The organism is Pseudomonas fluorescens, assembly GCF_012974785.1.
Taxonomy (GTDB): Bacteria; Pseudomonadota; Gammaproteobacteria; order Pseudomonadales; family Pseudomonadaceae; genus Aquipseudomonas; species Aquipseudomonas fluorescens_BT.
The window spans coordinates 3088505-3110882 of the sequence record NZ_CP027561.1 but is presented as its reverse complement, the minus strand read 5'-3'; the positions used below and the strand labels follow the sequence as shown (position 1 = coordinate 3110882).

Sequence of the window (22378 nt, the reverse complement as noted above, 5' to 3'; positions counted from 1 at the left end):
GTTACCTGTCTGGTAGTAAACATCGTTCAGTGCATGAAACCTTCCATGAACCCGGCCACCCGGCTGGCAAGCTTGCGCCGCCAAGGCGCCGTCGCCGGGTTGGCCAAGGTCTGGTCTTCGTGGACGAAGCTTTTGATGATCGCGTTGTAGCCGAGCCAGCGGCACGGCTCCGGCTCCCACGCTCGCAACGCGTGGATTCCACCGTCGGGGAGAACCCATGGCTGACGGGTCAGTTCGGTGTCGCGCTCGAGGATCAGATCGGCCAGGGTGCGTCCGCCGAGGTTGCTGGCCCCCACGCCTTCCCCGCCATAACCGCCGGACAGCGCGATGCCGTTGGCCCGGTCACACAGCATGTGCGGTTTGAAATGCCGGGACATGCCGAGGTTGCCGCCCCAGGCGTGGGTGATCTGTACGTTTTTCAGTTGCGGGAACAGTTCGCCGAACAGATAGCGTCGCAGTTCCACTTCATCCCGGGTCAGATCAAAGTTGTGGCGCAACTGGCCGGCGAATTGATAGCCGCCACGGGCGCCGAAAATCAGTCGGTTATCGGCGCTGCGCTGGCCGTAGGTGACCTGGCGACTGAACTCGCTGAAAGCCTGGCCCCGATTGAGGCCGATTTCATCCCAGGTCGCAGCGGGCAACGGCTCGGTGGCGACGATCAGGCTTTGCACCGGTATTTGATAACGGCCCAGCGGTGGCAGTGTGACGGAATAACCTTCGATAGCCGGGACGATCCAGCGACTGCGCACGCTGGCCTTGTCGGTGCGCAGGCTGCCGGCCTGCCAATGGGTCACCAGGCTGTTTTCGTAGATTTTCACTCCCAGGCGTTCGACGGTTCGCGCCAGGCCGCGCACCAGTTTTGCCGGGTGAATGGTCGCCACATGCTGGGCGAAGATGGCGCCGTAGGGTTTGGCGATGCGCAACTGCCGCGCCAGTTGCTCCGGGCTTAGCCAGCGGTAATCGTCGTCGGTCAGGCCCTGAGCGTGGAGCTTTTTCAGGTAGTCGCGCAGATTGGCTTCCTGCTCGGGATAGCGCGCGGCGCAGTACAGCACCCCTCCTTTGCGGTAATCGCAGTCGATACCTTCGCGTTCGAGGACAATTTCCACTTCATCGGGAATGCTGTGCAACAGGTCGAATGAAGCGCGGCGTTGTTGTGGCGACAACCCTGCCAGCAGGCGATCCTCGCCCAGCAGATTGCCCATCAACCAGCCACCGTTGCGACCCGAGGCCCCAAATCCGGCGGTTTGCGCCTCGACGATGGCTATATCCAGTCCCGGCGCCAGTTTCTTCAGGTAGTACGCCGTCCATAACCCGGTGTAGCCGGCGCCGATGATCGCCACGTCGACGTCCAGGTCCTGCTCCAGTGCCGGCCGCGCGCTGAGCGGCTCGTCGAGTTGATCCATCCACAAACTGATAGTGCGCCACGCCGGCATGCAAGACTCCGCCAATCCAGATTTCGATGGCGTCGATCCTAGTGGCTGACCTCAAGGACTGTCTTGCGCGCGTGTCCGCAAAGAAATTTGTTTGGCGTAGGCCTTGGGCGACTGCCCGGTGTGCTGGCGAAAACAGCTGTAGAACGCCGACAACGAGTTGAATCCGGCAGCGAACGCCAGTTCATCAATGCGCAGCGGCGGCGCGGCGTTATCCAGCGCTTGCAGCAAATGCTGGAGTCGTGCCTGGTTGACGTAGCGATAGAAGCTTTGCCCCAGCACCTGATTCAGCAGATAAGAAATCTGATTGCGGCTGTAACCGCACTCCTTCGCCACGCGTTGCAGGTCGAGTTCGGGGTCGAGATAAGGCTGCTGACGCTGAAAATACTGCTGCAGGTCTTCGGCCATGAAACTCAACTGTCGTGGCGACAGGCCCAGTCGGCTCGCCGCCGGACGCTGACTCGGCGTCGAGGTACTGGAGCCCTGCTCGCGCACCAGTGATGCGTATTCGTTGACCCGCCAGATTTTGGCGTCCTTGACGGTAATCGCTTCGCTGGAACGGAACGACACCAGACCATTGCCGCCACGCAGGGTCACTTCGTATTGGATGAACGCCGTGTTGCCGTCGATGCGGATCCGGTCGCAATGCTCCAGCGCTTCGTCGGATTCACGGGGCATGCTGACGCGAACGTACTCACGCAACTCGTCGAGACCGAGCACGCGGTTCTGGAAAAAATCGTTGTACTGAATGTCCGGATGGTACAGCGCCATGACGCCGTCCAGATCCCGGTGTTTCCAGCACAGGTGATAGCGCATGACCGTTTCGGCCGTGGCCGGGGTCTGCTGCGGGCCGTCATCATCGGCGTGCATAAGGGACTCTTGGCAAAAGAACCGAGCTTGCCCAACTTCGCGTGCGTCATCAACCAAGCGGCGCATAGTGGCATTTTGGCGACATTTTCATCAGCCGTGACTTACATCAAAAAAATCCCTGCAATCGCCAAACGGCCTGAAAAATCTCACAGGTTTTTCACATCCAGGTGCTACTTTTAAGGACAGTCACCGGTTGAGCCAATGAAGGCTCTTCCCACCTACCATGAGCAAACGGAAGCGCTCGATGAAGAAGGCGGGCAATACATGAACAAAGGGTCAAGCAAAGTCACGTTCCCCAATGCCTGCCAGCTGATGCGCTGGCATTTTCATCCTATGGGTTTCGAGGCCACGATGGACGCGCCGGGCAGCATGATTGCCCGCCTGTTCGACCGGGCCAGCGGCGAAACCATGATCGCCATTGCCGGCATTCCCTGTGCCACGGTGATGAATGCGGCGGATGTCGAGCGAATAATCGAGGCCGTTGAGGATGAGCTGGAGGCCTTCATACCTCCGGATTCCCTCAAGAGTTACGCATAACCTGATGATTTAAAACAAAAAAAGCCCGCCGAGTGCGGGCTTTTTCATGGGCAATCGATTCAAGCGGTTTTCTTTTCCGATCGGTGATCGACGAAGAACGGCTTGCCCTTGGCGACCCGGTCCGACGCACGCGGCATGTTCACCGCTTGGGCATCCTGCGGCTCGACGTACCAGTAGCAATGGCTCACGGCACGGGTGATGCCGACGTAGGCCAGACGCAGGATTTCGTCCTTCTGCGCCGTGTCGTAAGGCTCGTTGTCACCGGACTTGCCCAGTCCGGCCATGCGGTAGACCTGATTCTTGTAGGGCGAACTGGTGAGGTGCTGGCAGTCACCGAGCAAGAACACCGCATCGGCCTGCAAGCCTTTGGCGCTGTGATAGGTCAGCTGTTTCAAGCGTCGAGACTCGTACGGCAAGCTCGAATCAACATTAACTACTGACTGAATATGATGTTCTATCAATGACTTATCGCTACTTTTTCGATAAAGCATCAGGATCGAATCACCGTTCCTGTAATGCTCCGCCAGGCGCTGGCCGAGTGCCTGATCATCGCGCTCCAGCACGTTGACCGGTTGCAAAGGCTTCTCTTCGCCACTGGCTTTTGCTTTCTTGCCCGGGATCGCCGGTGCGGCACGGACAATGTGTTCGGCGGCATCGATGATGTGCTGATGGCTGCGGTAGTTGTCGCTGAGCATCACCCGCGTCGTGCTTGGCGAGGAGAACTCTTTGTTGAACTCCATAAAGTAACTCGGCGAACTGCCGCGCCAGCCATAGATCGACTGCCAGTCATCCCCCACGCACAACAAGGACGAACGCTGCGCCCCGCGTCCGACGTGCATGGCCGGGCCACGGCTGCGGATCTCCGCAAGGCTGGAGCGGATCCACGAGACGATCTGCGGTGAAACGTCCTGAAACTCGTCGATCATAAGGTGCGACATGGGGCGCAGCAGTTCATCGCTCAGTAGCTTGAGGTTCTCCGGCGAATGCTCGCTGAACAGCGCAAACATGCGGTTGTAGGTCATGATCGGCGGTTTCTGATCGAGCAAGTGATCTTCCAGCGCACGCCAGAACAGGCTTAGCGCCTCGAAGAAAAACCGGTCAGGATCATCCTTGGCGAAACTCATGCGACCAACGGCGTCCGGTACGTCCAGCCCCAGGTTCTCGATAAACCCGGCGGCGGCGACAAAACAGTCGAGCAACGGGGCAGACACGAGTTCGCCCTTGACCTTGTAATCGAACCCCGGACCGGCACTCGCATCGCCGGCCAAGGAAGCCAGAACTCGTCGCGAAGATTCATAACTGTCGAGCCATATCAATGGCTTACGACAGAAAGCTTGAAACAGGGTGCGCTTGACTGCCCACTCTGCACGGACCGTCAGCCTGGCATCGGGACGACAGACTTGCGGGTTTTCCTTCGGGTCGAACCCCAGGATGACCCAGGCATCGAGACTTGGAATGTAGCCATGACAATGGAAGGTCGAGCCGTTGATCTCGAACGCCTGGCGGTTCGGCTCGACACCTTTTATCGGCCAGGCACCGGCACGAAACCACAGGTCTTCAATCACGTCGCACAGTTCTTCGTCGCGCCTAGCGGCAAGCTCGGTCACTGCCATGCGTTTTTGCACGTCGGGGTGATCGCGCTCCAGCTCCTTGAGCTGCAAGGCATGCCGGGACAACGGCTGGACCAACTGGCGAAAGCGCTCGTTATCCGTGTAGAGGCGGTAATAGCAGGCATTGAGCTGCTGGCGCTGGGCGTCGTTGATCCGCAGATCGAACGGGTTGCTGTCGACGTCGTCTTCAGCACCCTGCGGCCGGTGGCTGAGATTCTCGAACGCCTGCAAGCGCTCGAACCCTGGCAGGCTGCGCACCATCGGCAGAATCCGCGAGTGAAAGGTGCGCACCAGATCCCGGGCGGTTTTCTGGCTGATGGCCTGTCCCCACAAGGCGAACAGTTCGATCAGTTTATTGATGAAGTCCTTGCGCGACTCCCGGGTGAAGGTCACCACGGTCATCGAGTCCAGCTCAAAGCCCAGATAGTGCGTCAGCAGCAGAATACGCAGCACCAGCGTGGTCGACTTGCCAGCCCCGGCGCCAGCGACTACCGACGTTGACGGCGTATCGCTGAAAATCATTTTCCACTGCGCAACGCTCGGCTGGGCACGGGCCGGCAGCAAACGGGCGACGTCAGCCTTCATACGTTTCTTCAGCTCGGCCGTCAGTGGCAGGCGCCAGTCATCGAACAGGTGGTTGTCGATGCCCGGCGCACGGTGCTCAGTGCTGCGGCTGTCGCGGATCAACAGGACCTGCCGGCCCTCTTCCAGCCCTTCAGCCTTGCCTTCCTTGTAGCCGTAATCGAACCCCGCGGTGTGCCCGCTGCGAAAGCCGTCGGCCTGACCGTGCAGCCACGATGCCCGATGCTGGGCGCGTAATTGCGTCAGACCATGCCCGAGGAAACGCGCCGCCAGGCGTTTGAACCACGGCATCTCGGCCAGGGGACGAAGTTCGGGAGGAAGATCGGGGGTATTTTGCGCCACGCTGACGGACTCCAGAGGCTGAGGCTGTTGAGGGCTATGGTGTCTGCATTTGCCGTTGAGTTCTAGCGAAATGCTTACAGGTCATTGAGTTAGGCGATGAACTGAAGGCTGCATGAGAGCGTTTCGAGATTTATAACATCAGTCAATTCGATGGGAATACGGCACTTTTTACGCTTTTTCTCGATTATCGGTTGATAGATGATGCTCGCCATCAATCACCGGTCTCGCTTCGTGGCTGCGGCCGAAACGCCCCATGACGAACCTTTTGAGGAGAAGATCATGCTTGAACTCAGACCCTTCAGCTCGCTGGGCGGCGCCCATCACGGCTGGCTGGATGCCCATCACCATTTTTCGTTCGCCGAGTACTACGATCCGCAGCGCATGAGCTGGGGCAATCTGCGGGTATGGAACGATGACATCATCGCCCCGGGAACCGGCTTCCCCACTCACCCGCACCGGGACATGGAAATCATCACTTACGTGCGCGAAGGTGCGATCACCCACCAGGACAACCTGGGCAACAAGGGCCGCACTGAAGCCGGCGACGTTCAGGTAATGAGCGCCGGCACCGGCATCGCCCATAGCGAATACAACCTGGAAGCGACCGCCACCAAAATCTTCCAGATCTGGATTCTGCCGACCGAAACCGGTGCACCGCCTTCCTGGGGCGCCAAACCGTTCCCCAAAGGTGAGCGCGAAGGTTTCGTGACGCTCGCCAGCGGCAAGGACGGTGACGATGAAAGTCTGCGGATTCGCGCCAACGCACGTTTGGTGGCGGCCACTATCAAGGCCGGGGAAACCGCTGAATATCGACTCGACGAGGGGCGTCGCGCCTACCTTGTACCGGCCACCGGTGTGATTGAAGTCAACGGCTTGCGTGCACAAGCTCGAGACGGTGTGGCGGTAAGCCATGAGTCGGTATTGAGCGTCACAGCGATTGAAGACTGTGAAATCGTGCTGGTGGATCTGGCCTGATCGGCTGAATGACGGGCAAAAAAGGGCGACCTCTGAGGTCGCCCTTTTCTATTCAGCACTGATCACTGGGTGGAAATTGCACCATCGACCAGCGTTTGCGCTTCGACCACCAGTTGCTTGAGGTGGTCATTGCCAATGAAGCTTTCGGCGTAGATCTTGTAGATGTCTTCGGTACCCGACGGACGTGCAGCGAACCAGCCGTTCTCGGTCATGACTTTCAGACCGCCGATGGCCTGATCGTTGCCCGGGGCCTTGCTGAGAATGCTCTGAATCTTTTCGCCGGCCAGTTCGGTGGAAGTCACCTGCTCCGGCGACAACTTGCTCAGCAGGGCTTTCTGCTCCGGGTCGGCCTTGGCGTCTACACGCACCGAGAACGGTTCGCCCAACTCATCGGTCAGCGCACGATAGGCCTGGCTTGGATCGCGGCCGGTACGGGCGGTCATTTCAGCCGCCAGAAGCGCCGGGATCAGGCCATCCTTGTCGGTGCTCCAAACGCCACCGTCCTTACGCAGGAACGAGGCGCCGGCGCTTTCTTCACCGCCGAAACCCAGTGAGCCGTCGAACAGACCATCGGCAAACCACTTGAAGCCGACCGGCACTTCGTACAGGCGTCGGCCCAGGCGCTTGGCCACGCGATCGATCAGGCCACTGCTGACCACGGTTTTACCCACGGCAGCATCGGCGCGCCATTGCGGGCGGTTCTGGAACAGGTAGTCGATCGACACCGCCAGGTAATTGTTCGGCGCCAACAGACCGCCGGACGGCGTAACGATGCCGTGACGGTCGTGATCAGGATCGCAGGCGAACGCGACATCGAAGCGCTCCTTGAGACCGATCAGGCCCTGCATGGCGTGGCTGGACGATGGGTCCATGCGGATCTGGCCATCCCAGTCGACAGTCATGAAGCGGAACGTCGAATCGACTTCCTTGTTCACCACGTCGAGGTCAAGACGATAGTGCTCGGCGATGGCTGACCAGTAGCGCACCCCTGCTCCACCCAGAGGATCGACGCCCATACGCAGTTTGGCACCGCGGATGGCATCGAAATCGATGACGTTGATCAGGTCGGCCACGTAGGTGTTGACGTAATCGTGACGATGCGTGGTCGGGGCTTTAAGCGCCTGCTCGTAGCCGATGCGTTTAACGCCTGCCAGCTTGTTGGCCAGCAGTTCGTTGGCCTTGGCTTCGATCCACTTGGTGATGTGGGTGTCGGCCGGACCGCCATTGGTTGGGTTGTATTTGTAGCCACCGCTTTGAGGCGGGTTGTGCGACGGCGTGATCACGATACCGTCAGCAAGGCCGGTGGTGCGGCCGCGGTTGTAGCAAAGAATGGCGTGGGACACGGCCGGCGTCGGGGTGTATTCGTCGCCTTCGGCGATCATCACGGTCACGCCGTTGGCTGCCAGCACTTCCAGGGCACTGGCTCCGGCCGGCGTAGACAGCGCGTGAGTATCGATGCCGACGAACAGCGGGCCGGTGATGCCCTGGGCTTCGCGATACAGACAGATCGCCTGGCTGATCGCCAGAACGTGCCACTCGTTGAAACTCAGGTCGAAGGAGCTGCCCCGATGCCCGGAAGTGCCAAATGCCACGCGCTGGGTGGAAATCGAAGCGTCAGGCTGCCCGGTGTAATACGCCGTTACCAGTCGCGGGATATCGACCAACAGTTCTGCCGGTGCCGGTTTGCCCGCAAAAGGACTGAGTGTCATGCAAAACCTCTGAAATAGAGTGGTTCAGGAAATTACAGCGGAGTTTACTGGCAGTTTGACCGTAGTGCGATGGTATCTATCCCGTGCATCCCCGATGTTTTTTAACAGCTCAGTCACCGGGGGCCAGCCGCAATGCATCGCCAAGCAGACCGACGACCCCGGCCAGCTCAGGCCCGCTGCTGCCGATTGCACTCAGGCGCATGTGCTGCCCATGCATGCCCTGGGTACTGAACAGCTCCCCCGGCGCGATCAACACGTGTTGTTTGAGCAGGCGCTGAAACACCGCCCCCATCACCACCCGACGGGACGAGCGCACCCAGATCGTCGCCCCACCCTGCGGCTCGTCGATGTGCAATGCATCGCCCAGCCCGTCTCGCAGCAGCTCGATCAACTGCGTTCGGCGCTCCTTGAGCAGACGCTTGAGCACCGGCAAGTGTTGATCGACACGACCGCTTGCATACAGGCGGGCAATGGCTTTCTGGCGAATCGGCGAGAGACGGAACGAACGCAGCAGGAAGTGCCGTTGCAGATCGGCCCGCCACTGGCGAGCAAGTACAAAGCCGTAAGGGGCTTCGACACCGATCACCTTTTCAAAAGTCGAGAAAACCAGCAGGCGATCGGGGTCCAGCAGATCACGCAGAGGTCGCCGATCACTGTCATCTCTCAGCTCGCTGTAGCTGTCGTTTTCCAGCACCCAGATGCCGTGGCGCGTGAGCAGGCTTGCAATAGCCTCGAGATTATCCTGAGGAGCCAGACTGCCGTGGGGCATGTTCAATTGCGACGACAGCAAGACCAGCCGTACTGGCTCGGTTTCCAGCAACAATGCCAATTGCTGTGGATCGAACACCCCGCCGGGCTGCACCGGCAGCTCGATGATCCGCACATCCGCAGACTGAAGCAGGCGCAATATCATCCAGTCACAGGGCGACTCCACCACCACGGTAGCGTGGCGCAGCTCAAGGACAGCGATCAGGATCTCGAGGACCCCTCTTGCGTCGGCGCCAATATAGACATCTTCGGCATGCCAGCAATGGGTCGGTGAAGAGGTATAACGTGCAGCAAGCAACGTGCGCAGCTCCAGTTCGCCACAGGGCTGAACCACGGCCTGAGGTTGCCGCGGGTACTGGCGCATCAGCTCCCGCTCAAGCGTCAGCAGCGGACCATCCAGCGGTTGTACCGATGCCGGGTCATCTGCGCTCAGCACGCGCATCCCCGAACATCTGGCATTGACATAGACGGTTTCCAGCAGGTCGCTGCCCCGACCGGGCGGCATGACCGTACTGGCTGCTCTTGCGAAATAACCGGACTTGGCAACGGAGTAAACCCGACCTTCCTTTTCCAGCAAGGCATAGGCGTACTGAATGGTTGAAATCGAGACGCCCAGCCGTTCGGCCAATTGCCTCAGGGATGGCAATCGAATCGCACCTTCGCCGCCAGGCTCTTCGATCAACTGGGTAAGGTATCGATAGACGGCCTGGTAGGCGAAGTCGGTTTCACGTGCGGCATTCATGAGCGGGCATCCGCCGGCATGTTTTCGCCTTCAGGCAATACACTCACGCTCAACCTTCCGCGGAGCGGTCGCCCACGGCAACCTCGACGTCGGAGAGCTCCGGAGCCCGCCTGACCTGCTCATCCATGGGAATGGAATCCATGGCATACAACCGGCTGATCAGGTGTACGGGCAACCCGCTGACTTCGGTCATCCATTGCAGAACCTGCTCCGGCGCATGCAGCCCTTGCATCGCCCGGTGCAGATCCGGCATGGCGATCAGCATGCCCGGATGGCAAGTGCGCAGAAAACGTTCCAGGCCGGCACCGCCTTCGATAAACGGCGCAAACAACAGACAAACGAGTTGCGATTCACTGATTCCGACATTTCTGTGCAGTGCGGCCATCGCCACCGATCGGTGTTCGGTCAGATCGGACAGGTTGCCGAATGACGCCAGAAACCGCTCGCAAATCTGTTCGGGAACGTTCCTGCGGCGCATCGAAGCCAGACAACGCTGCACATACTCCGAGACGCCCGCCTCGTAGCTGCGCCCTTCGACATGACAGACTTGCAGGCCGTGCAGGTAGGCAGCGATTACAGGGTCTGTCGACTCGTCGGTGCCCGTTTCGATCTGCAGTTCATTGGCCTGAAAACCAAGAAAATCGCTGAGCAACGGCCACCGCTCGTCCATCTTGCCCACCACGATATCGTCGATGCCGATGTAACTGGTGCGCCGACAGGCTTCGAACTGGCCAAGCGGGCGCCAGGGCTGCAGGTCGGCTTCCGGGTAGAGTTCCCGATAGTAATCGCCGCCCATGCCATCGAGCAGGCTGAACAATTCATCGAAACCGTTGCCCCGCTTTGGCAGTGCACCGATGCCGGCTTTGCGAGCCGCCCGGTCGAGGCCATGCAGAAAAGCCTCCTGACTGCGTGCAGAGTCACTGCTGAGCAGTGCATCGACGCCGTTGTTCCATCGAGCGACCTGGCCGAAAAACTCGCCCGTTGCCAGGTAGTTGTCGTCCCATAGATAAAGCTCTTCATTCCAGCACCGACGATGGCCGACCATCAGCAAATTGATGCAGCTTGCCTCGCGCCCCACCTCCGAGACGGGTGCCTGGTGATTGAAGGGCAACACCTCTCGATGATCGACCATCAACAGTTCGACCCTGGGATCATCATAAAGAAACAGTGCACTGAAGCTGCGATGCATGTTGTGCAGTGCCGACGCGGGTACGGCACCTCCGCGCAGCGTCGCAACCCGCAGCTGAAAGGTGCCCGGAGCGCGCCCGGCGATGCTCAATTGGGCGGCGCGCATAAGGGCCAGGCTGTAACAACAGTCTCGGGTTCCGGATTGAGTCACCAGCACCTTGAATTCGCCGATACGATCCATGCCCCCGGCCGCTACCGCCAGCCGCTGAATCAACAACTGCAATGCCGTGCGCTCGGCACGGGAAAAGAAACTCAGCAATCGCTGCAATACTTGCTGGTAGACATAATTCATTGCCTGATCATGGATCGTGCTCATCAGTACTTCACCCGATATCAAAGGTTTCATATTGCGCAGCCAAGAACATCGGACGCGCAATCATTCTTCATTAATTAATAGACGCTAAAATGCTAACACTTAAAGTTTTGTAGTTATTTGAAACAGTTGCACTTGAAATAATTCACGCCCGCGACACGAATGGCGCAACCCCCTGTCTTTACGGAGGTTTCCCTGGCTTCAAGTTTTCTTAGGAAAATTCTTACAATGACCTGCGCACGATGAGCACAGGAAAAAAAGAAGGGATTACATAGCCGCCCTACAGCAATTAAACAGAAACCGGAACATCGATCTTCAACAGCCGTTTGGTATTGCACAAAGCAAATAGAATGCACAGACATCGCTCATTCCTTGAGATGAAAGTAGTCATTCAATTATCAGGGTCTGGAGGGCGATTAGAAGATACAGATCACGAGTAAAAACCAGTTCAGTTGCTGAACGTCCCCAGGCATCGCGCCCAGGGTTTCTCATGGTCTGAAGGAAAGAACGCACAAGAGTCCGTGGGCCACGGACTCTAAAGGTAAAGGTCAGGCAGGTTCGACTTGCAGTGCAACGCGCTCACGGCAAGGGCATTCATCCATGTAACGATGCGCTTCGACAAACTCGTTGAACGGGAAGACTCGCGTCTTGAGCGGCACCAGCACGCGATCGGCCGTCAACTGATTGATGTCGCGCAGGGCACGTTGCAGCGCAACATGATCCTGGACGATGCCCAGCTCCGGCTTCCCGGTGAAGTTGCCGATGCAATGCACGAAGAACTGGATGTTCTTCTGGAACGCTGCGCAGGCCGGGAATGGCGTCTGGTTGCCACCCTGCAGGCCATACAACACCAAGCTGCCACGAGGTGCCAGCACATCACCCAGCAGTGACATCTGTGGGCCGCCGAGACCGTCGAACACGACGTTGACGCCGCGGTTGTCGGTAATCTTGTTGACCCGCATCAACAGGTCTTCTTCTTCGGTGACGATCACTTTCTCGGCACCCAGAGAGAGCAGGTATTCGCGCTCTTCTGCGTTTTTTGTGGCGGCAATCACTCGCACGCCCAGCGCCTTGCCCAACTGGACAAAGGACGGGCCGGCGCAATGACTGGCGTCAGTGACCAGGGCAAACTGTCCGGGTTTGACGCGTGCCAGATCGACGTAACCGAAGTACGCGATCAACAGCGGCGTGTAATGCACGCTGGCTTCGATCGGGTTCAGCACGTCCGGATAACGGGTCAGCGCGGTACGTGGCAGAACGATCAGTTCGCCGTAGACCGGATAGTCGTTGGGACTTTCCGCCGGGAAACTGGCTACCTTGTCACCGACGATGAGGTCTTCGACACCGTCGCCGATCGCCGTGACCACACCGGCCATCTCATGGCCCAGGCCGGACGGCAGGCGTGCCTGGGACGATGCCAGATTCTGACGCCAGAGTGTGTCGTACCAGCTGATGCCGATTGCCTCGACACGCACCTGCACTTCGCCAGGACCTGGCTGAGCGGCCGCATGCTCTTCGCATTTGAGCACCTCGGCCGGACCAAACTTGTGAAAACGGATCGTGCGGGACATCGCAAACCTCGTCAAAGTAACCTCTAATGCCCTGAACTCTATCTGGGCTTTCCAGCCAAGACCATCAGTGGCTATTAATAGTCGACATGCCTGTCATTGATTCCGCAGCATGGCCAGCATTGAGAAAATCCATGAAAAAACTGCCACTGCCTTCTCAGTAAAGCTGAATTACCCGGTGCAGACTACCAGCCTTTCCCCGTAAGATTCATGCCGGCCATTGTTCTCATATGGCTGCCCTCGTCAAGCTTGATGACTCTGCCAGGACTCCAGATGAATCGTAATGACCTGCGTCGTGTCGACCTGAACCTGTTGATCGTATTCGAAACACTGATGCACGAACGCAGCGTGACCCGCGCTGCGGAAAAACTGTTTCTCGGCCAGCCGGCGATCAGCGCGGCGCTCTCGCGCCTGCGTGGTCTGTTCGATGATCCGCTGTTTGTACGCACCGGGCGCAGCATGGAACCGTCCGCTCGGGCGGTGGAAATCTTTGCCCTGCTCTCCCCGGCCCTGGATTCGATTTCGACTGCCGTGAGCCGCGCGGCCGAATTCGACCCGGCCACCAGCACGTCGGTTTTCCGCATCGGCCTGTCGGACGACGTCGAATTCGCGTTGCTGCCCATGCTGCTCAAGCGCCTGCGCGCCGAGGCGCCGGGCATCGTGCTGGTGGTGCGACGCGTCAACTACATCCTGATGCCTGGCCTGCTCGCCTCCGGCGAAATCTCCATCGGCGTCAGCTACACCACCGACCTGCCGGCCAACGCCAAACGCAAGGTCTTGCGCCGCAGCCAGCCAAAACTGCTGCGCGCCGACACCGTACCCGGGCCGTTGAGCCTGGACGACTACTGCGCCCGCCCCCATGCGCTGGTGTCGTTCGCCGGCGACCTCAGTGGCTTTATTGATGAGGAGTTGGAAAAACTCGGACGCAAACGCCACGTGGTACTGGCCGTACCGCAGTTCAATGGCTTGAGCACGTTGCTGGCCGGAACCGATATCGTCGCGACCGTGCCGGATTACACGGCTGATGCGCTGACGTCTGCGGGTGGCGTTCGGGCGGAAGATCCGCCGTTGCCGACGCGCACGTTCGAACTGCATATGGCCTGGCGCGGGTCGCAGGATAACGATCCGGGGGAGCGGTGGTTGAGGTCGCGGATTCAGATGTTTTTCGGTGATCCGGACAGTCTCTGAGCAACCTTTCCGAAACCGCTTTGCTGTCGTCAGCAAAGCGGTTCAAAAACTCAAACACAAGCCCCGGATCAAGCCACGCGATTGGCCGACAGACAGTAGATCAACAGCGCCAGCGCCGCCAGCGTGCCACCCACGATCCCCACATAAGCAAAGCCGAGCTGGCTGCCCACCCAGCTCCCCATCAGGGCCCCGCCACCAATACCGATGTTGTAGATCCCTGAAAACAGCGCCATCGCCACATCGGTCGCGTCGGGTGCCAGCACCAGGACCCTGGACTGCAGCGCCAAGCCGAATCCCATGATCGCCATTCCCCAGAACACGCTCAGTGCGCACAGGTACGAAACGCTACCGCTCAAAGGCAACAGCAGCACCAGGCACAATGCAAGCAACGAAACGGCGACGATCAGAAAACGCGGCGGGCTGTAGCGGTGCAGCCAGCTGAACAGCAGGGACCCGAAAATACCCGCGCCGCCGAATAACAGCAGGATCAGCGTGACCGTCTCGCCACTCATGCCCGCCACGACCTGCACGAAAGGTTCGATGTAGCTGTAGGCGGTGAAATGCGCCGTCACGACCATGGCCGTCAGGACGTAGATCGCCATGAGCGCAGGTCGCTTCAATAAAATGGGCAGACTTTTGAGCGAGCCAGAGTTCTGGCTCGGCAGCAACGGCAAGACCCTGGCCAGCCAGAACACCAGCGTAGCGGCCAGCACTGCGATCACGATAAAAGTGGTTCGCCAGCCCATCGCCTCGCCCAATATCCGGCCAAGGGGAATGCCGAGCACCATCGCCAGTGAAGTGCCGGTTGCCAGCAGGCCCAACGCTTGAACCTGCTTGCCCGGCGGCGCCAGGCGCACAGCCAGTGAAGCGGTGATGGACCAGAACAGCGCATGCGACAACGCCACGCCAATCCGGCTTACCAGCAGGACAGCGAAGCTGGTCGCCAGACTCGACAGGATGTGACTGAGGATGAATATCCCGAACAGTACGATCAACAGCTTGCGCCGCTCGACATTGCGCGTCAGCAGCATGATCGGAAGTGACGTCAGCGACACCACCCATGCATAAATGGTCAACATCAGGCCGACCTGAGCCGATGTCATGTCGAAACTGCTGCCAATCGAACTCAACAGACCGACAGGAACAAACTCGGTGGTGTTGAAGACGAACGCAGCCAGTGCCAGCGCAATGACCGCATACCAATTGCCGCTGGTGGTCGTCGTAGAATTGCTCATTTGAAAGTCGTGCCCATCTGTCGGTTTTGCGTACACCAATTGCCGGAAAGCCTCAGACGACAGGTGGTTCGATGGCGACTTTACTATAAAGAAACGGCGACTTGTCCGTTGGTGGCGAAACTCTTGGCGCGAGCGCCTCGCTGTTCTTTCTGCAATGCGCGTTATCGGTCGGAGCTGGTGATCCGGACGCCCCTCGCAAGCTCGTCATTTCGGTGCACATCGTGAGTGCTGGCAAAGTGCCTAATGACAAATTCGGCAATAAAGTTTAACGTGTCGCCGCCCCGACACATGGCAGTTCGGGTATACGCACTCAGTTAAGGAAAACGATGGCAATGGTCTATTGTCGTGCTTGCGCCAAGGAGCTTCACGAATCGGCGCTCACCTGCCCCCAATGCGGGGCTCCCCAGCAGGCCTCGGTGCCGCAAACTCAAGCCGAAGCTCCCTGGCTCGCCATCGTTTCATTGATCATCGGAATTATCAGCGCACTCACTTTGTTCGATGATTCCGAATGGGACAGAGACGCGATTGTCGGTGTGGGAGTTCTCAGCATTGCTGGTCTCCTTTGCGGCATCGTCTGCATCAACCAAAAACATCCAGGAAGAAACCTCGCGATTGCCGGCATTATTTTGTCAGGCCTTACCGCGTTCGTTTTGTCCTGCCTATCGATTGAATAATTTTAGGGAAAAAGATATGAGCATGGTTTTCTGCCGCGGTTGCGCCAAGGAAATTAGCAGCCTGGCCGTGGCTTGCCCACAGTGCGGAGCGCCTCAGGCGACCCAACAGTCCTTTGCAAGCGGCCCCGCCATCACGACGGGCAACCCCTATATGGAAGCGTTGAAGAACTACGCCGAGTTCAAGGGGCGCGCCACCCGTCGCGAGTACTGGATGTTCATCCTGATCAACATGGGTATCTGCATTGTCATCGGTGTTCTCGATGCAATCCTCAATACCAAGGGCGTCCTTTACAACCTGTACAGCCTAGCGATGTTGCTGCCAAGCATCGCGGTCGGTGCACGCCGCATGCACGACACCGACCGCAGTGGCTGGTGGTTGCTGTTGCCGATCGTCAACCTGGTGTTTCTGGTGCAGGACAGCCAGCCAGGTCCGAACCGTTTCGGGCCGAACCGCAAAGGCATCAACTGAGTCACCCGCTACACGCTGATCGAGACGGCCGCCATGGCCGTCTCTTTGCATCTGCCGCAAAGAATTCCTGTCGATTTCATCCTTGCAGGTCGCGCAACACAGATTTGTCATCGACCATATTGATAGCCCCCTAACGAAAGGTGCATGCTAGAGGGCTTCACTCGGTCTTATATCATTCCGAATGATAGTTACCTTCGTGTCATTCGATTCGTTTGCTATCTACCTGCCGAGCATCATCCGCCCATCTTCAATACATTGGCGGATGCATCCATGGAACAATCACTCAAACATTTGCGCTTCCCGTTGGCTCTGTTGGCCGTGATGGTGATGAGCGCCTGCGGCAAGACTCCAGAAACCGCCGCCGCCATGCCTGCTGCCAAAGTCAGCGTGGCCAAGGTGCTGGAACAACCCGTCAACGAGTGGGACGAATTCACCGGGCGCCTCGAGGCGCCGGAAACCGTTGAAATCCGTCCACGGGTCTCCGGTCAGATCGACGAAGTCGCCTTCACCGAAGGTGCACTGGTGAAGAAAGGCGACCTGTTGTTCCAGATCGACCCGCGTCCGTTCCAGGCTGAGGTTCGCCGTCTTGAAGCACTGGTCGCCCAGGCCCGCGCCAACGCCACCCGCAGTGAAAACGAAGCTGGCCGTGGCGAACGCCTGCGTGCCAGCAACGCGATTTCCGCCGAACTGGCCGACTCGCGCACCAGCGCTGCACAAGAAGCACGTGCCGCTGTCGGCGCCCTTCAAGCGCAACTGGATCTGGCCAAACTGAACCTGAGCTTCACCCGTGTAACCGCACCGATCAGTGGCCGTGTCAGCCGTGCCGAGATCACCGCCGGTAACCTGGTGACCGCCGACACCACCCCGCTGACCAGCGTGGTTTCCACCGACAAGGTCTACGCCTACTTCGACGCCGACGAGCGTGTGTTCCTCAAATACACCCAACTCGCCCGTCAGGGTCAGCGTGGCGCGACCACCCCGGTGTACATGGGCCTGTCCAACGAAGACGGCAACCCGCACCTGGGCCAGATGAACTTCGTCGACAACCAGGTCAACCCGAAAACCGGCACCATCCGTGGTCGCGCCGTCTTCGACAACAGCGACGGCACCTATACCCCGGGCCTGTATGCGCGTCTGAAACTGGTCGGCAGCGGCACCTACAACGCCATGCTGATCAACGACGAAGCCGTTGGCACCGACCTCGGCAAGAAGTTTGTGCTGGTGATGGATGGCGACAACAAGACCGCCTACCGCGCCGTCGAACTCGGTCCGAAGATCGAAGGCCTGCGTATCGTGCGCAGCGGCCTGAACAAGGACGACACGATCATCGTCAAGGGTCTGCAACGGGTTCGCCCAGGCTCCCCCGTTTCGCCTGAAGTGATTCCGATGGCCAGCGAGCAAACCATTGCCGCTCTCGCTCAACAACGACAAGCGCTGGAAGCCAGCAACCTGCCCAAAGTCGCACCAACCAAAGGCGCGCCGGGTTCGGTTGTGAAACTGGCTGCTGCGACCCCACGCGGTTAAGGGACGACAACTCCGATGAATTTTTCCCAATTCTTCATTTCACGGCCGATCTTCGCAGCGGTGCTGTCGCTGTTGATCCTGATTGCCGGTGCGATTTCGCTGTTCCAATTGCCGATCAGCGAATACCCGGAAGTCGTGCCGCCCACCGTGGTGGTACGTGCCAACTTCCCGGGCGCCAACCCAAAAGTCATCGGTGAAACCGTGGCGGCTCCGCTGGAGCAGGCCATCACCGGGGTCGAGAACATGCTGTACATGTCCTCGCAATCCACCGCTGACGGCAAGATCACCCTGACCATCACCTTCGCCCTGGGTACCGACCTGGACAACGCGCAGGTGCAGGTGCAGAACCGCGTGACCCGGACCGAACCGAAGCTTCCGGAAGAAGTGACGCGCATCGGTATCACCGTCGACAAGGCCTCGCCCGACCTGACCATGGTTGTGCACTTGACCTCGCCGGACAAACGCTACGACATGCTGTACCTGTCCAACTACGCGATCCTCAATATCAAGGATGAGCTCGCTCGCCTCGGTGGTGTCGGTGACGTGCAGCTGTTCGGTATGGGCGACTACTCGCTGCGTGTATGGCTGGATCCGAACAAGACCGCCTCGCGCAATCTGACTGCCACTGATGTAGTGACCGCCATTCGTGAGCAGAACCGCCAGGTGGCCGCCGGCCAATTGGGCGCCCCTCCTGCGCCAACTGCGCAAAGCTTCCAGCTGTCGGTCAACACTCAGGGCCGTCTGGTCTCCGAGGAAGAGTTCGAGAACATCATCATTCGCGCAGGCGACAACGGTGAAATCACTCGCCTGAAGGATATCGCCCGCGTCGAACTGGGTTCCAGCCAGTACGCCCTGCGCTCGTTGCTGAACAACCAGCCAGCCGTAGCGATCCCGATCTTCCAGCGTCCGGGGTCCAACGCCATCGAAATCTCGAACGAAGTTCGCGGCAAGATGGAAGAACTGAAGAAAAGCTTCCCGCAAGGCATGGACTACAGCATCGTCTATGACCCGACGATCTTCGTGCGCGGCTCCATCGAGGCGGTGGTTCACACCCTCTTCGAAGCACTGATCCTCGTGGTTCTGGTGGTGATCCTGTTCCTGCAGACCTGGCGCGCCTCGATCATTCCGTTGGTGGCGGTGCCGGTATCGTTGATCGGTACGTTTGCGGTGATGCACCTGTTCGGCTTCTCGCTCAACGCACTGTCGCTGTTCGGCCTGGTACTGGCGATCGGTATCGTGGTGGACGACGCCATCGTGGTGGTGGAGAACGTCGAGCGGAACATTGAACTGGGGCTCAACCCCTTCGATGCAACCAAAAAGGCCATGGGTGAAGTAACGGGTCCGATCATTGCCACGGCGCTGGTGCTGTGTGCGGTGTTCGTACCGGCGGCATTCATCTCGGGTCTGACCGGCCAGTTCTACAAGCAGTTCGCGTTGACCATTGCGATCTCGACCGTGATCTCGGCCTTCAACTCGCTGACCCTGTCGCCAGCGCTGGCCGCTGTGTTGCTCAAAGGTCACGACGCGCCGAAAGACCGCTTCTCGCGAGTGCTGGACAACATTTTCGGTGGCTGGCTGTTCCGTCCGTTCAACCGTTTCTTCGACCGTGCCAGTCATGGCTACGTCGGAACCGTGCGCCGGGTTATCCGTGGCAGCGGCATCGCCCTCTTCCTGTACGCAGGCCTGATGGTGCTGACCTTCTTCGGGTTCTCCAGCACCCCAACCGGTTTCGTACCCGGCCAGGACAAGCAATACCTGGTGGCCTTCGCACAACTGCCGGACGCCGCGAGCCTGGACCGCACCGAAGACGTGATCAAACGCATGTCCGACCTGGCGCTGAAACAGCCGGGCGTGGAAAGCGCCGTAGCGTTCCCGGGCCTGTCGATCAACGGCTTCACCAACAGCCCGAACGCCGGCATCGTGTTCGTGACCCTCAAACCGTTCGACGAGCGTAAAGACCCGAGCATGTCCGCCGGTGCGATTGCCGGTGCCTTGAACGGCCAGTACGCCGGGATCCAGGAAGCCTACATGGCGATCTTCCCGCCGCCACCGGTACAAGGTCTGGGCACCATCGGTGGTTTCCGCCTGCAAATCGAAGACCGGGGCAACCTGGGCTACGAAGAGCTCTACAAGGAAACCATGAACATCATTGCCAAGAGCCATAACGTTCCGGAACTGGCCAACCTGTTCACCAGCTACACCGTGAACGTGCCGCAGGTCGATGCTGCCATCGACCGCGAAAAAGCCAAGACCCACGGCGTGGCCGTCAGCGACATCTTCGACACCCTGCAGATCTACCTGGGTTCGCTGTATGCCAACGACTTCAACCGCTTCGGGCGCACCTATCAGGTCAACGTTCAGGCCGAGCAGCAGTTCCGCCTCGAATCCGACCAGATCGGCCAGCTGAAAGTACGCAACAACAAAGGCGAAATGATCCCGCTGGCGACCTTCATCAAGGTCAGCGACACCTCGGGCCCGGATCGCGTGATGCACTACAACGGCTTCATCACCGCTGAAATCAACGGTGCAGCAGCACCCGGCTACAGTTCCGGTCAGGCCGAAAAAGCCATCGAGAAATTGCTCAAGGATGAACTTCCGAACGGCATGACCTACGAGTGGACCGACCTGACCTACCAGCAGATTCTGTCCGGCAACACTGCGTTGTTCGTGTTCCCGCTCTGTGTACTGCTGGCGTTCCTGGTGCTCGCCGCTCAATACGAAAGCTGGAGCCTGCCACTGGCGGTGATCCTGATCGTGCCGATGACCCTGCTGTCGGCCATCACGGGTGTGATCATTTCTGGCGGTGACAACAACATCTTCACCCAGATCGGTTTGATCGTATTGGTGGGTCTGGCCTGTAAGAACGCGATTCTGATCGTCGAATTCGCCAAGGACAAACAGCAGGAAGGTCTCGACCCGCTGGCCGCTGTACTGGAAGCCTGCCGTCTGCGTCTGCGGCCGATCCTGATGACCTCGTTCGCGTTCATCATGGGTGTGGTGCCACTGGTGTTCTCCAGCGGTGCCGGTGCCGAGATGCGTCACGCCATGGGTGTGGCGGTGTTCTCCGGGATGCTCGGGGTGACCTTCTTCGGTCTGCTGCTGACGCCGGTGTTCTATGTACTGATCCGCAACTTCGTGGAACGCGGTGAAGCCCGCAAAGCGGCCAAGGCGCAGAATCTTCAAAAGCCACTGGAGGCGCACCAATGAGTCTGAAAGTCTTCCTGCCGAGCCTGCTGGTGCTGGCCCTGAGTGCCTGCGCAGTCGGCCCCGACTACAAGACCCCAGCCACGGAGGCGGCCAACATCACGGCCGCCACCGACGGCGCCGCCGGCCAGAAGAACTTTGACCGTTCGAAGTTCGAAGGCATCTGGTGGCAGCAGTTCGACGATCCGACCCTCAACCAGTTGGTGACTCAATCGCTGCAAGGCAACCGTCAATTGCGCGTGGCGTTCGCCCGCTGGAAAGCCGCCCGGGCGATCCGTGACGACGTCAGCAATGACGCGATGCCGACCATCACCAGCCGCGCCAGCAGCGATCTGGCCAAGGGGCAGATTCCCGGCCAGACCACCAAGCGGGTCAACAGCGAACGCTACGACCTGGGTCTGGACATGGCCTGGGAGGTCGATCTGTTTGGCCGCATCCAGCGCAACCTGGAAGCCAGTGAAGCCGATCAGCAGGCTGCCGAAGCGGATCTGTACCAACTGCAAGTCACCATGATTGCCGAACTAGTGGACGCTTACGGTCAACTGCGCGGTGCACAACTGCGGGAAAAGATCGCCGTGGCCAACCTGGAAAACCAGCAGGAGTCGCGCAAGATCACCATCAGCCTGCGTGATGCCGGCGTTGGCGATCAGCTCGATGTCGAGCGTGCCGATGCCCGTCTGGCCTCGGTCGAAGCCAGCGTGCCGCAATTGCAGGCGGAGCAGGTTCGGCAGAAAAACCGCATCGCCACCCTGCTGGGTGAACGTCCGGACAAGCTGACCGTCGACCTGAGCCCGAAAGACTTGCCAGCCATCGCCAAGGCATTGCCGATCGGTGATCCGGGCGAGCTGCTGCAACGTCGTCCGGACATCCTCAGCGCCGAACGCAAACTGGCTTCGGCCACGGCGCGTATCGGTGTGGCCAAGGCCGACCTGTTTCCTCGGGTCAGCCTCAGCGGTTTCCTGGGTTGGACCGCCGGGCGTGGCTCGCAGATCGGTTCCTCGGCGGCCAACGCCTGGGCACTGGGCCCGAGCATCACCTGGGCGGCGTTCGACCTTGGCAGCGTGCGGGCCCGCCTGCGCGGCGCCGATGCCGATGCCGAAGGCGCACTGGCGACCTACGAGCAACAAGTGCTGCTGGCCCTGGAAGAGTCGGAGAATGCCTTCAGCGATTACGGCAAACGTCAGCAACGCCTGATCTCGCTGATCCGCCAGAGCGAATCAAGCCGCAAGGCTGCCGATCTGGCTGAAATCCGCTATCGCGAAGGCACCACGGATTTCCTCGTGCTGCTCGACGCCCAGCGTGAGCGCCTGAACGCCGAAGACAGTCAGGCCCAGGCCGAAGTCGATCTGTATCGCGGCATCGTCGCGATCTACAAGGCCCTCGGTGGCGGCTGGCAACCGGAAACGGTCGCCAGCAAGTAACAGGTTTTTAAAGAGCTCCTTTGGTTGGC

Annotated in this window: 16 protein-coding genes; 8 read left to right on the top strand and 8 right to left on the bottom strand. The window is 59.4% G+C overall.

All coding sequences use genetic code 11. The features are described from left to right. Positions 1-26: 26 nt before the first annotated feature. Both C6Y56_RS13905 and C6Y56_RS13900 read right to left on the bottom strand, forming a co-directional pair. Positions 27-1433: an NAD(P)/FAD-dependent oxidoreductase gene (locus tag C6Y56_RS13905; RefSeq protein WP_169430371.1), complete on the bottom strand. Its 1407-nt coding sequence runs from the start codon at positions 1431-1433 to the stop codon at positions 27-29. 51 nt (positions 1434-1484) lie between these two features. Then, positions 1485-2300 carry a helix-turn-helix domain-containing protein gene (locus C6Y56_RS13900; RefSeq protein ID WP_169430370.1) on the bottom strand — a complete coding sequence of 272 codons (816 nt, stop codon included), beginning with the start codon at positions 2298-2300 and terminating at the stop codon, positions 1485-1487. A 264-nt stretch (positions 2301-2564) separates the two neighbouring features. Here C6Y56_RS13900 and C6Y56_RS13895 point away from each other — a divergent pair, with 264 nt between their 5' ends. Beyond that, positions 2565-2837 (top strand): DUF1652 domain-containing protein, encoded by a 273-nt coding sequence (locus C6Y56_RS13895; protein ID WP_169432639.1) that lies wholly within the window; start codon positions 2565-2567, stop codon positions 2835-2837. Positions 2838-2896: 59 nt separating this feature from the next. On the opposite strand, the gene C6Y56_RS13890 is transcribed toward C6Y56_RS13895, so the two are convergent. Further along, positions 2897-5371 carry a UvrD-helicase domain-containing protein gene (locus C6Y56_RS13890; protein ID WP_169430369.1) on the bottom strand — a complete coding sequence of 825 codons (2475 nt, stop codon included), beginning with the start codon at positions 5369-5371 and terminating at the stop codon, positions 2897-2899. 279 nt (positions 5372-5650) lie between these two features. Between C6Y56_RS13890 and C6Y56_RS13885 the strand changes: the two genes are divergently transcribed. Further along, entirely contained in the window at positions 5651-6346 is a 696-nt protein-coding gene (locus tag C6Y56_RS13885) for a pirin family protein (protein WP_169430368.1), read from the top strand. A gap of 62 nt (positions 6347-6408) precedes the next feature. Here C6Y56_RS13885 and pgm read toward each other — a convergent pair whose 3' ends face one another. The 4 genes from pgm to C6Y56_RS13865 all read right to left on the bottom strand — a co-directional run bounded on the left by pgm (position 6409) and on the right by C6Y56_RS13865 (position 12637). Further along, positions 6409-8055, bottom strand: a complete 1647-nt coding sequence (gene pgm, locus C6Y56_RS13880) for a phosphoglucomutase (alpha-D-glucose-1,6-bisphosphate-dependent) (RefSeq protein WP_169430367.1) — start codon at positions 8053-8055, stop codon at positions 6409-6411. A 109-nt stretch (positions 8056-8164) separates the two neighbouring features. Further along, positions 8165-9565: a PLP-dependent aminotransferase family protein gene (locus C6Y56_RS13875; protein WP_169430366.1), complete on the bottom strand. Its 1401-nt coding sequence runs from the start codon at positions 9563-9565 to the stop codon at positions 8165-8167. Positions 9566-9614: 49 nt separating this feature from the next. Then, a complete protein-coding gene (locus C6Y56_RS13870; protein ID WP_169430365.1) occupies positions 9615-11069 on the bottom strand; it encodes a hypothetical protein in 1455 nt (484 codons plus the stop codon). Between the two features lie 545 nt (positions 11070-11614). Further along, a complete protein-coding gene (locus C6Y56_RS13865; protein ID WP_169430364.1) occupies positions 11615-12637 on the bottom strand; it encodes a zinc-dependent alcohol dehydrogenase family protein in 1023 nt (340 codons plus the stop codon). Positions 12638-12907: 270 nt separating this feature from the next. On the opposite strand from C6Y56_RS13865, the gene C6Y56_RS13860 reads away from it, so the two are divergent. Then, positions 12908-13822, top strand: coding sequence for a LysR family transcriptional regulator (locus tag C6Y56_RS13860; RefSeq protein ID WP_085709803.1), 915 nt, complete (start codon positions 12908-12910; stop codon positions 13820-13822). 68 nt (positions 13823-13890) lie between these two features. Here C6Y56_RS13860 and C6Y56_RS13855 read toward each other — a convergent pair whose 3' ends face one another. Continuing rightward, positions 13891-15057 (bottom strand): sugar transporter, encoded by a 1167-nt coding sequence (locus C6Y56_RS13855; RefSeq protein ID WP_169430363.1) that lies wholly within the window; start codon positions 15055-15057, stop codon positions 13891-13893. A 326-nt stretch (positions 15058-15383) separates the two neighbouring features. On the opposite strand from C6Y56_RS13855, the gene C6Y56_RS13850 reads away from it, so the two are divergent. From C6Y56_RS13850 to C6Y56_RS13830, 5 genes are all read left to right on the top strand, one after another. Further along, a complete protein-coding gene (locus C6Y56_RS13850; protein ID WP_169430362.1) occupies positions 15384-15731 on the top strand; it encodes a DUF4190 domain-containing protein in 348 nt (115 codons plus the stop codon). Positions 15732-15747: 16 nt separating this feature from the next. After that, positions 15748-16200 carry a DUF805 domain-containing protein gene (locus tag C6Y56_RS13845; protein WP_169430361.1) on the top strand — a complete coding sequence of 151 codons (453 nt, stop codon included), beginning with the start codon at positions 15748-15750 and terminating at the stop codon, positions 16198-16200. A gap of 270 nt (positions 16201-16470) precedes the next feature. Continuing rightward, on the top strand, positions 16471-17724 hold the full coding sequence (gene mexE, locus C6Y56_RS13840; RefSeq protein ID WP_169430360.1) for a multidrug efflux RND transporter periplasmic adaptor subunit MexE: 1254 nt from the start codon (positions 16471-16473) through the stop codon (positions 17722-17724). Positions 17725-17739: 15 nt separating this feature from the next. Further along, entirely contained in the window at positions 17740-20931 is a 3192-nt protein-coding gene (locus C6Y56_RS13835) for an efflux RND transporter permease subunit (protein WP_169430359.1), read from the top strand. Next, positions 20928-22349: an efflux transporter outer membrane subunit gene (locus C6Y56_RS13830; protein WP_169430358.1), complete on the top strand. Its 1422-nt coding sequence runs from the start codon at positions 20928-20930 to the stop codon at positions 22347-22349. The genes C6Y56_RS13835 and C6Y56_RS13830 overlap by 4 nt, the downstream gene beginning before the upstream one ends. The last annotated feature ends 29 nt before the right edge of the window (positions 22350-22378 follow it).

Excerpts from the sequence above, each read along its gene's own strand:
- C6Y56_RS13860 (WP_085709803.1), top strand. The coding sequence starts at position 12,908 with ATGAATCGTAATGACCTGCGTCGTGTCGACCTGAACCTGTTGATCGTA.
- C6Y56_RS13885 (WP_169430368.1), top strand. The coding sequence starts at position 5,651 with ATGCTTGAACTCAGACCCTTCAGCTCGCTGGGCGGCGCCCATCACGGC.
- C6Y56_RS13870 (WP_169430365.1), bottom strand. The coding sequence starts at position 11,069 with ATGAGCACGATCCATGATCAGGCAATGAATTATGTCTACCAGCAAGTA.
- C6Y56_RS13850 (WP_169430362.1), top strand. The coding sequence starts at position 15,384 with ATGGCAATGGTCTATTGTCGTGCTTGCGCCAAGGAGCTTCACGAATCG.
- C6Y56_RS13900 (WP_169430370.1), bottom strand. The coding sequence starts at position 2,300 with ATGCACGCCGATGATGACGGCCCGCAGCAGACCCCGGCCACGGCCGAA.
- C6Y56_RS13895 (WP_169432639.1), top strand. The coding sequence starts at position 2,565 with ATGAACAAAGGGTCAAGCAAAGTCACGTTCCCCAATGCCTGCCAGCTG.
- C6Y56_RS13905 (WP_169430371.1), bottom strand. The coding sequence starts at position 1,433 with ATGCCGGCGTGGCGCACTATCAGTTTGTGGATGGATCAACTCGACGAG.
- C6Y56_RS13835 (WP_169430359.1), top strand. The coding sequence starts at position 17,740 with ATGAATTTTTCCCAATTCTTCATTTCACGGCCGATCTTCGCAGCGGTG.
- C6Y56_RS13875 (WP_169430366.1), bottom strand. The coding sequence starts at position 9,565 with ATGAATGCCGCACGTGAAACCGACTTCGCCTACCAGGCCGTCTATCGA.
- mexE (WP_169430360.1), top strand. The coding sequence starts at position 16,471 with ATGGAACAATCACTCAAACATTTGCGCTTCCCGTTGGCTCTGTTGGCC.
- C6Y56_RS13830 (WP_169430358.1), top strand. The coding sequence starts at position 20,928 with ATGAGTCTGAAAGTCTTCCTGCCGAGCCTGCTGGTGCTGGCCCTGAGT.
- C6Y56_RS13865 (WP_169430364.1), bottom strand. The coding sequence starts at position 12,637 with ATGTCCCGCACGATCCGTTTTCACAAGTTTGGTCCGGCCGAGGTGCTC.
- pgm (WP_169430367.1), bottom strand. The coding sequence starts at position 8,055 with ATGACACTCAGTCCTTTTGCGGGCAAACCGGCACCGGCAGAACTGTTG.
- C6Y56_RS13845 (WP_169430361.1), top strand. The coding sequence starts at position 15,748 with ATGAGCATGGTTTTCTGCCGCGGTTGCGCCAAGGAAATTAGCAGCCTG.
- C6Y56_RS13855 (WP_169430363.1), bottom strand. The coding sequence starts at position 15,057 with ATGAGCAATTCTACGACGACCACCAGCGGCAATTGGTATGCGGTCATT.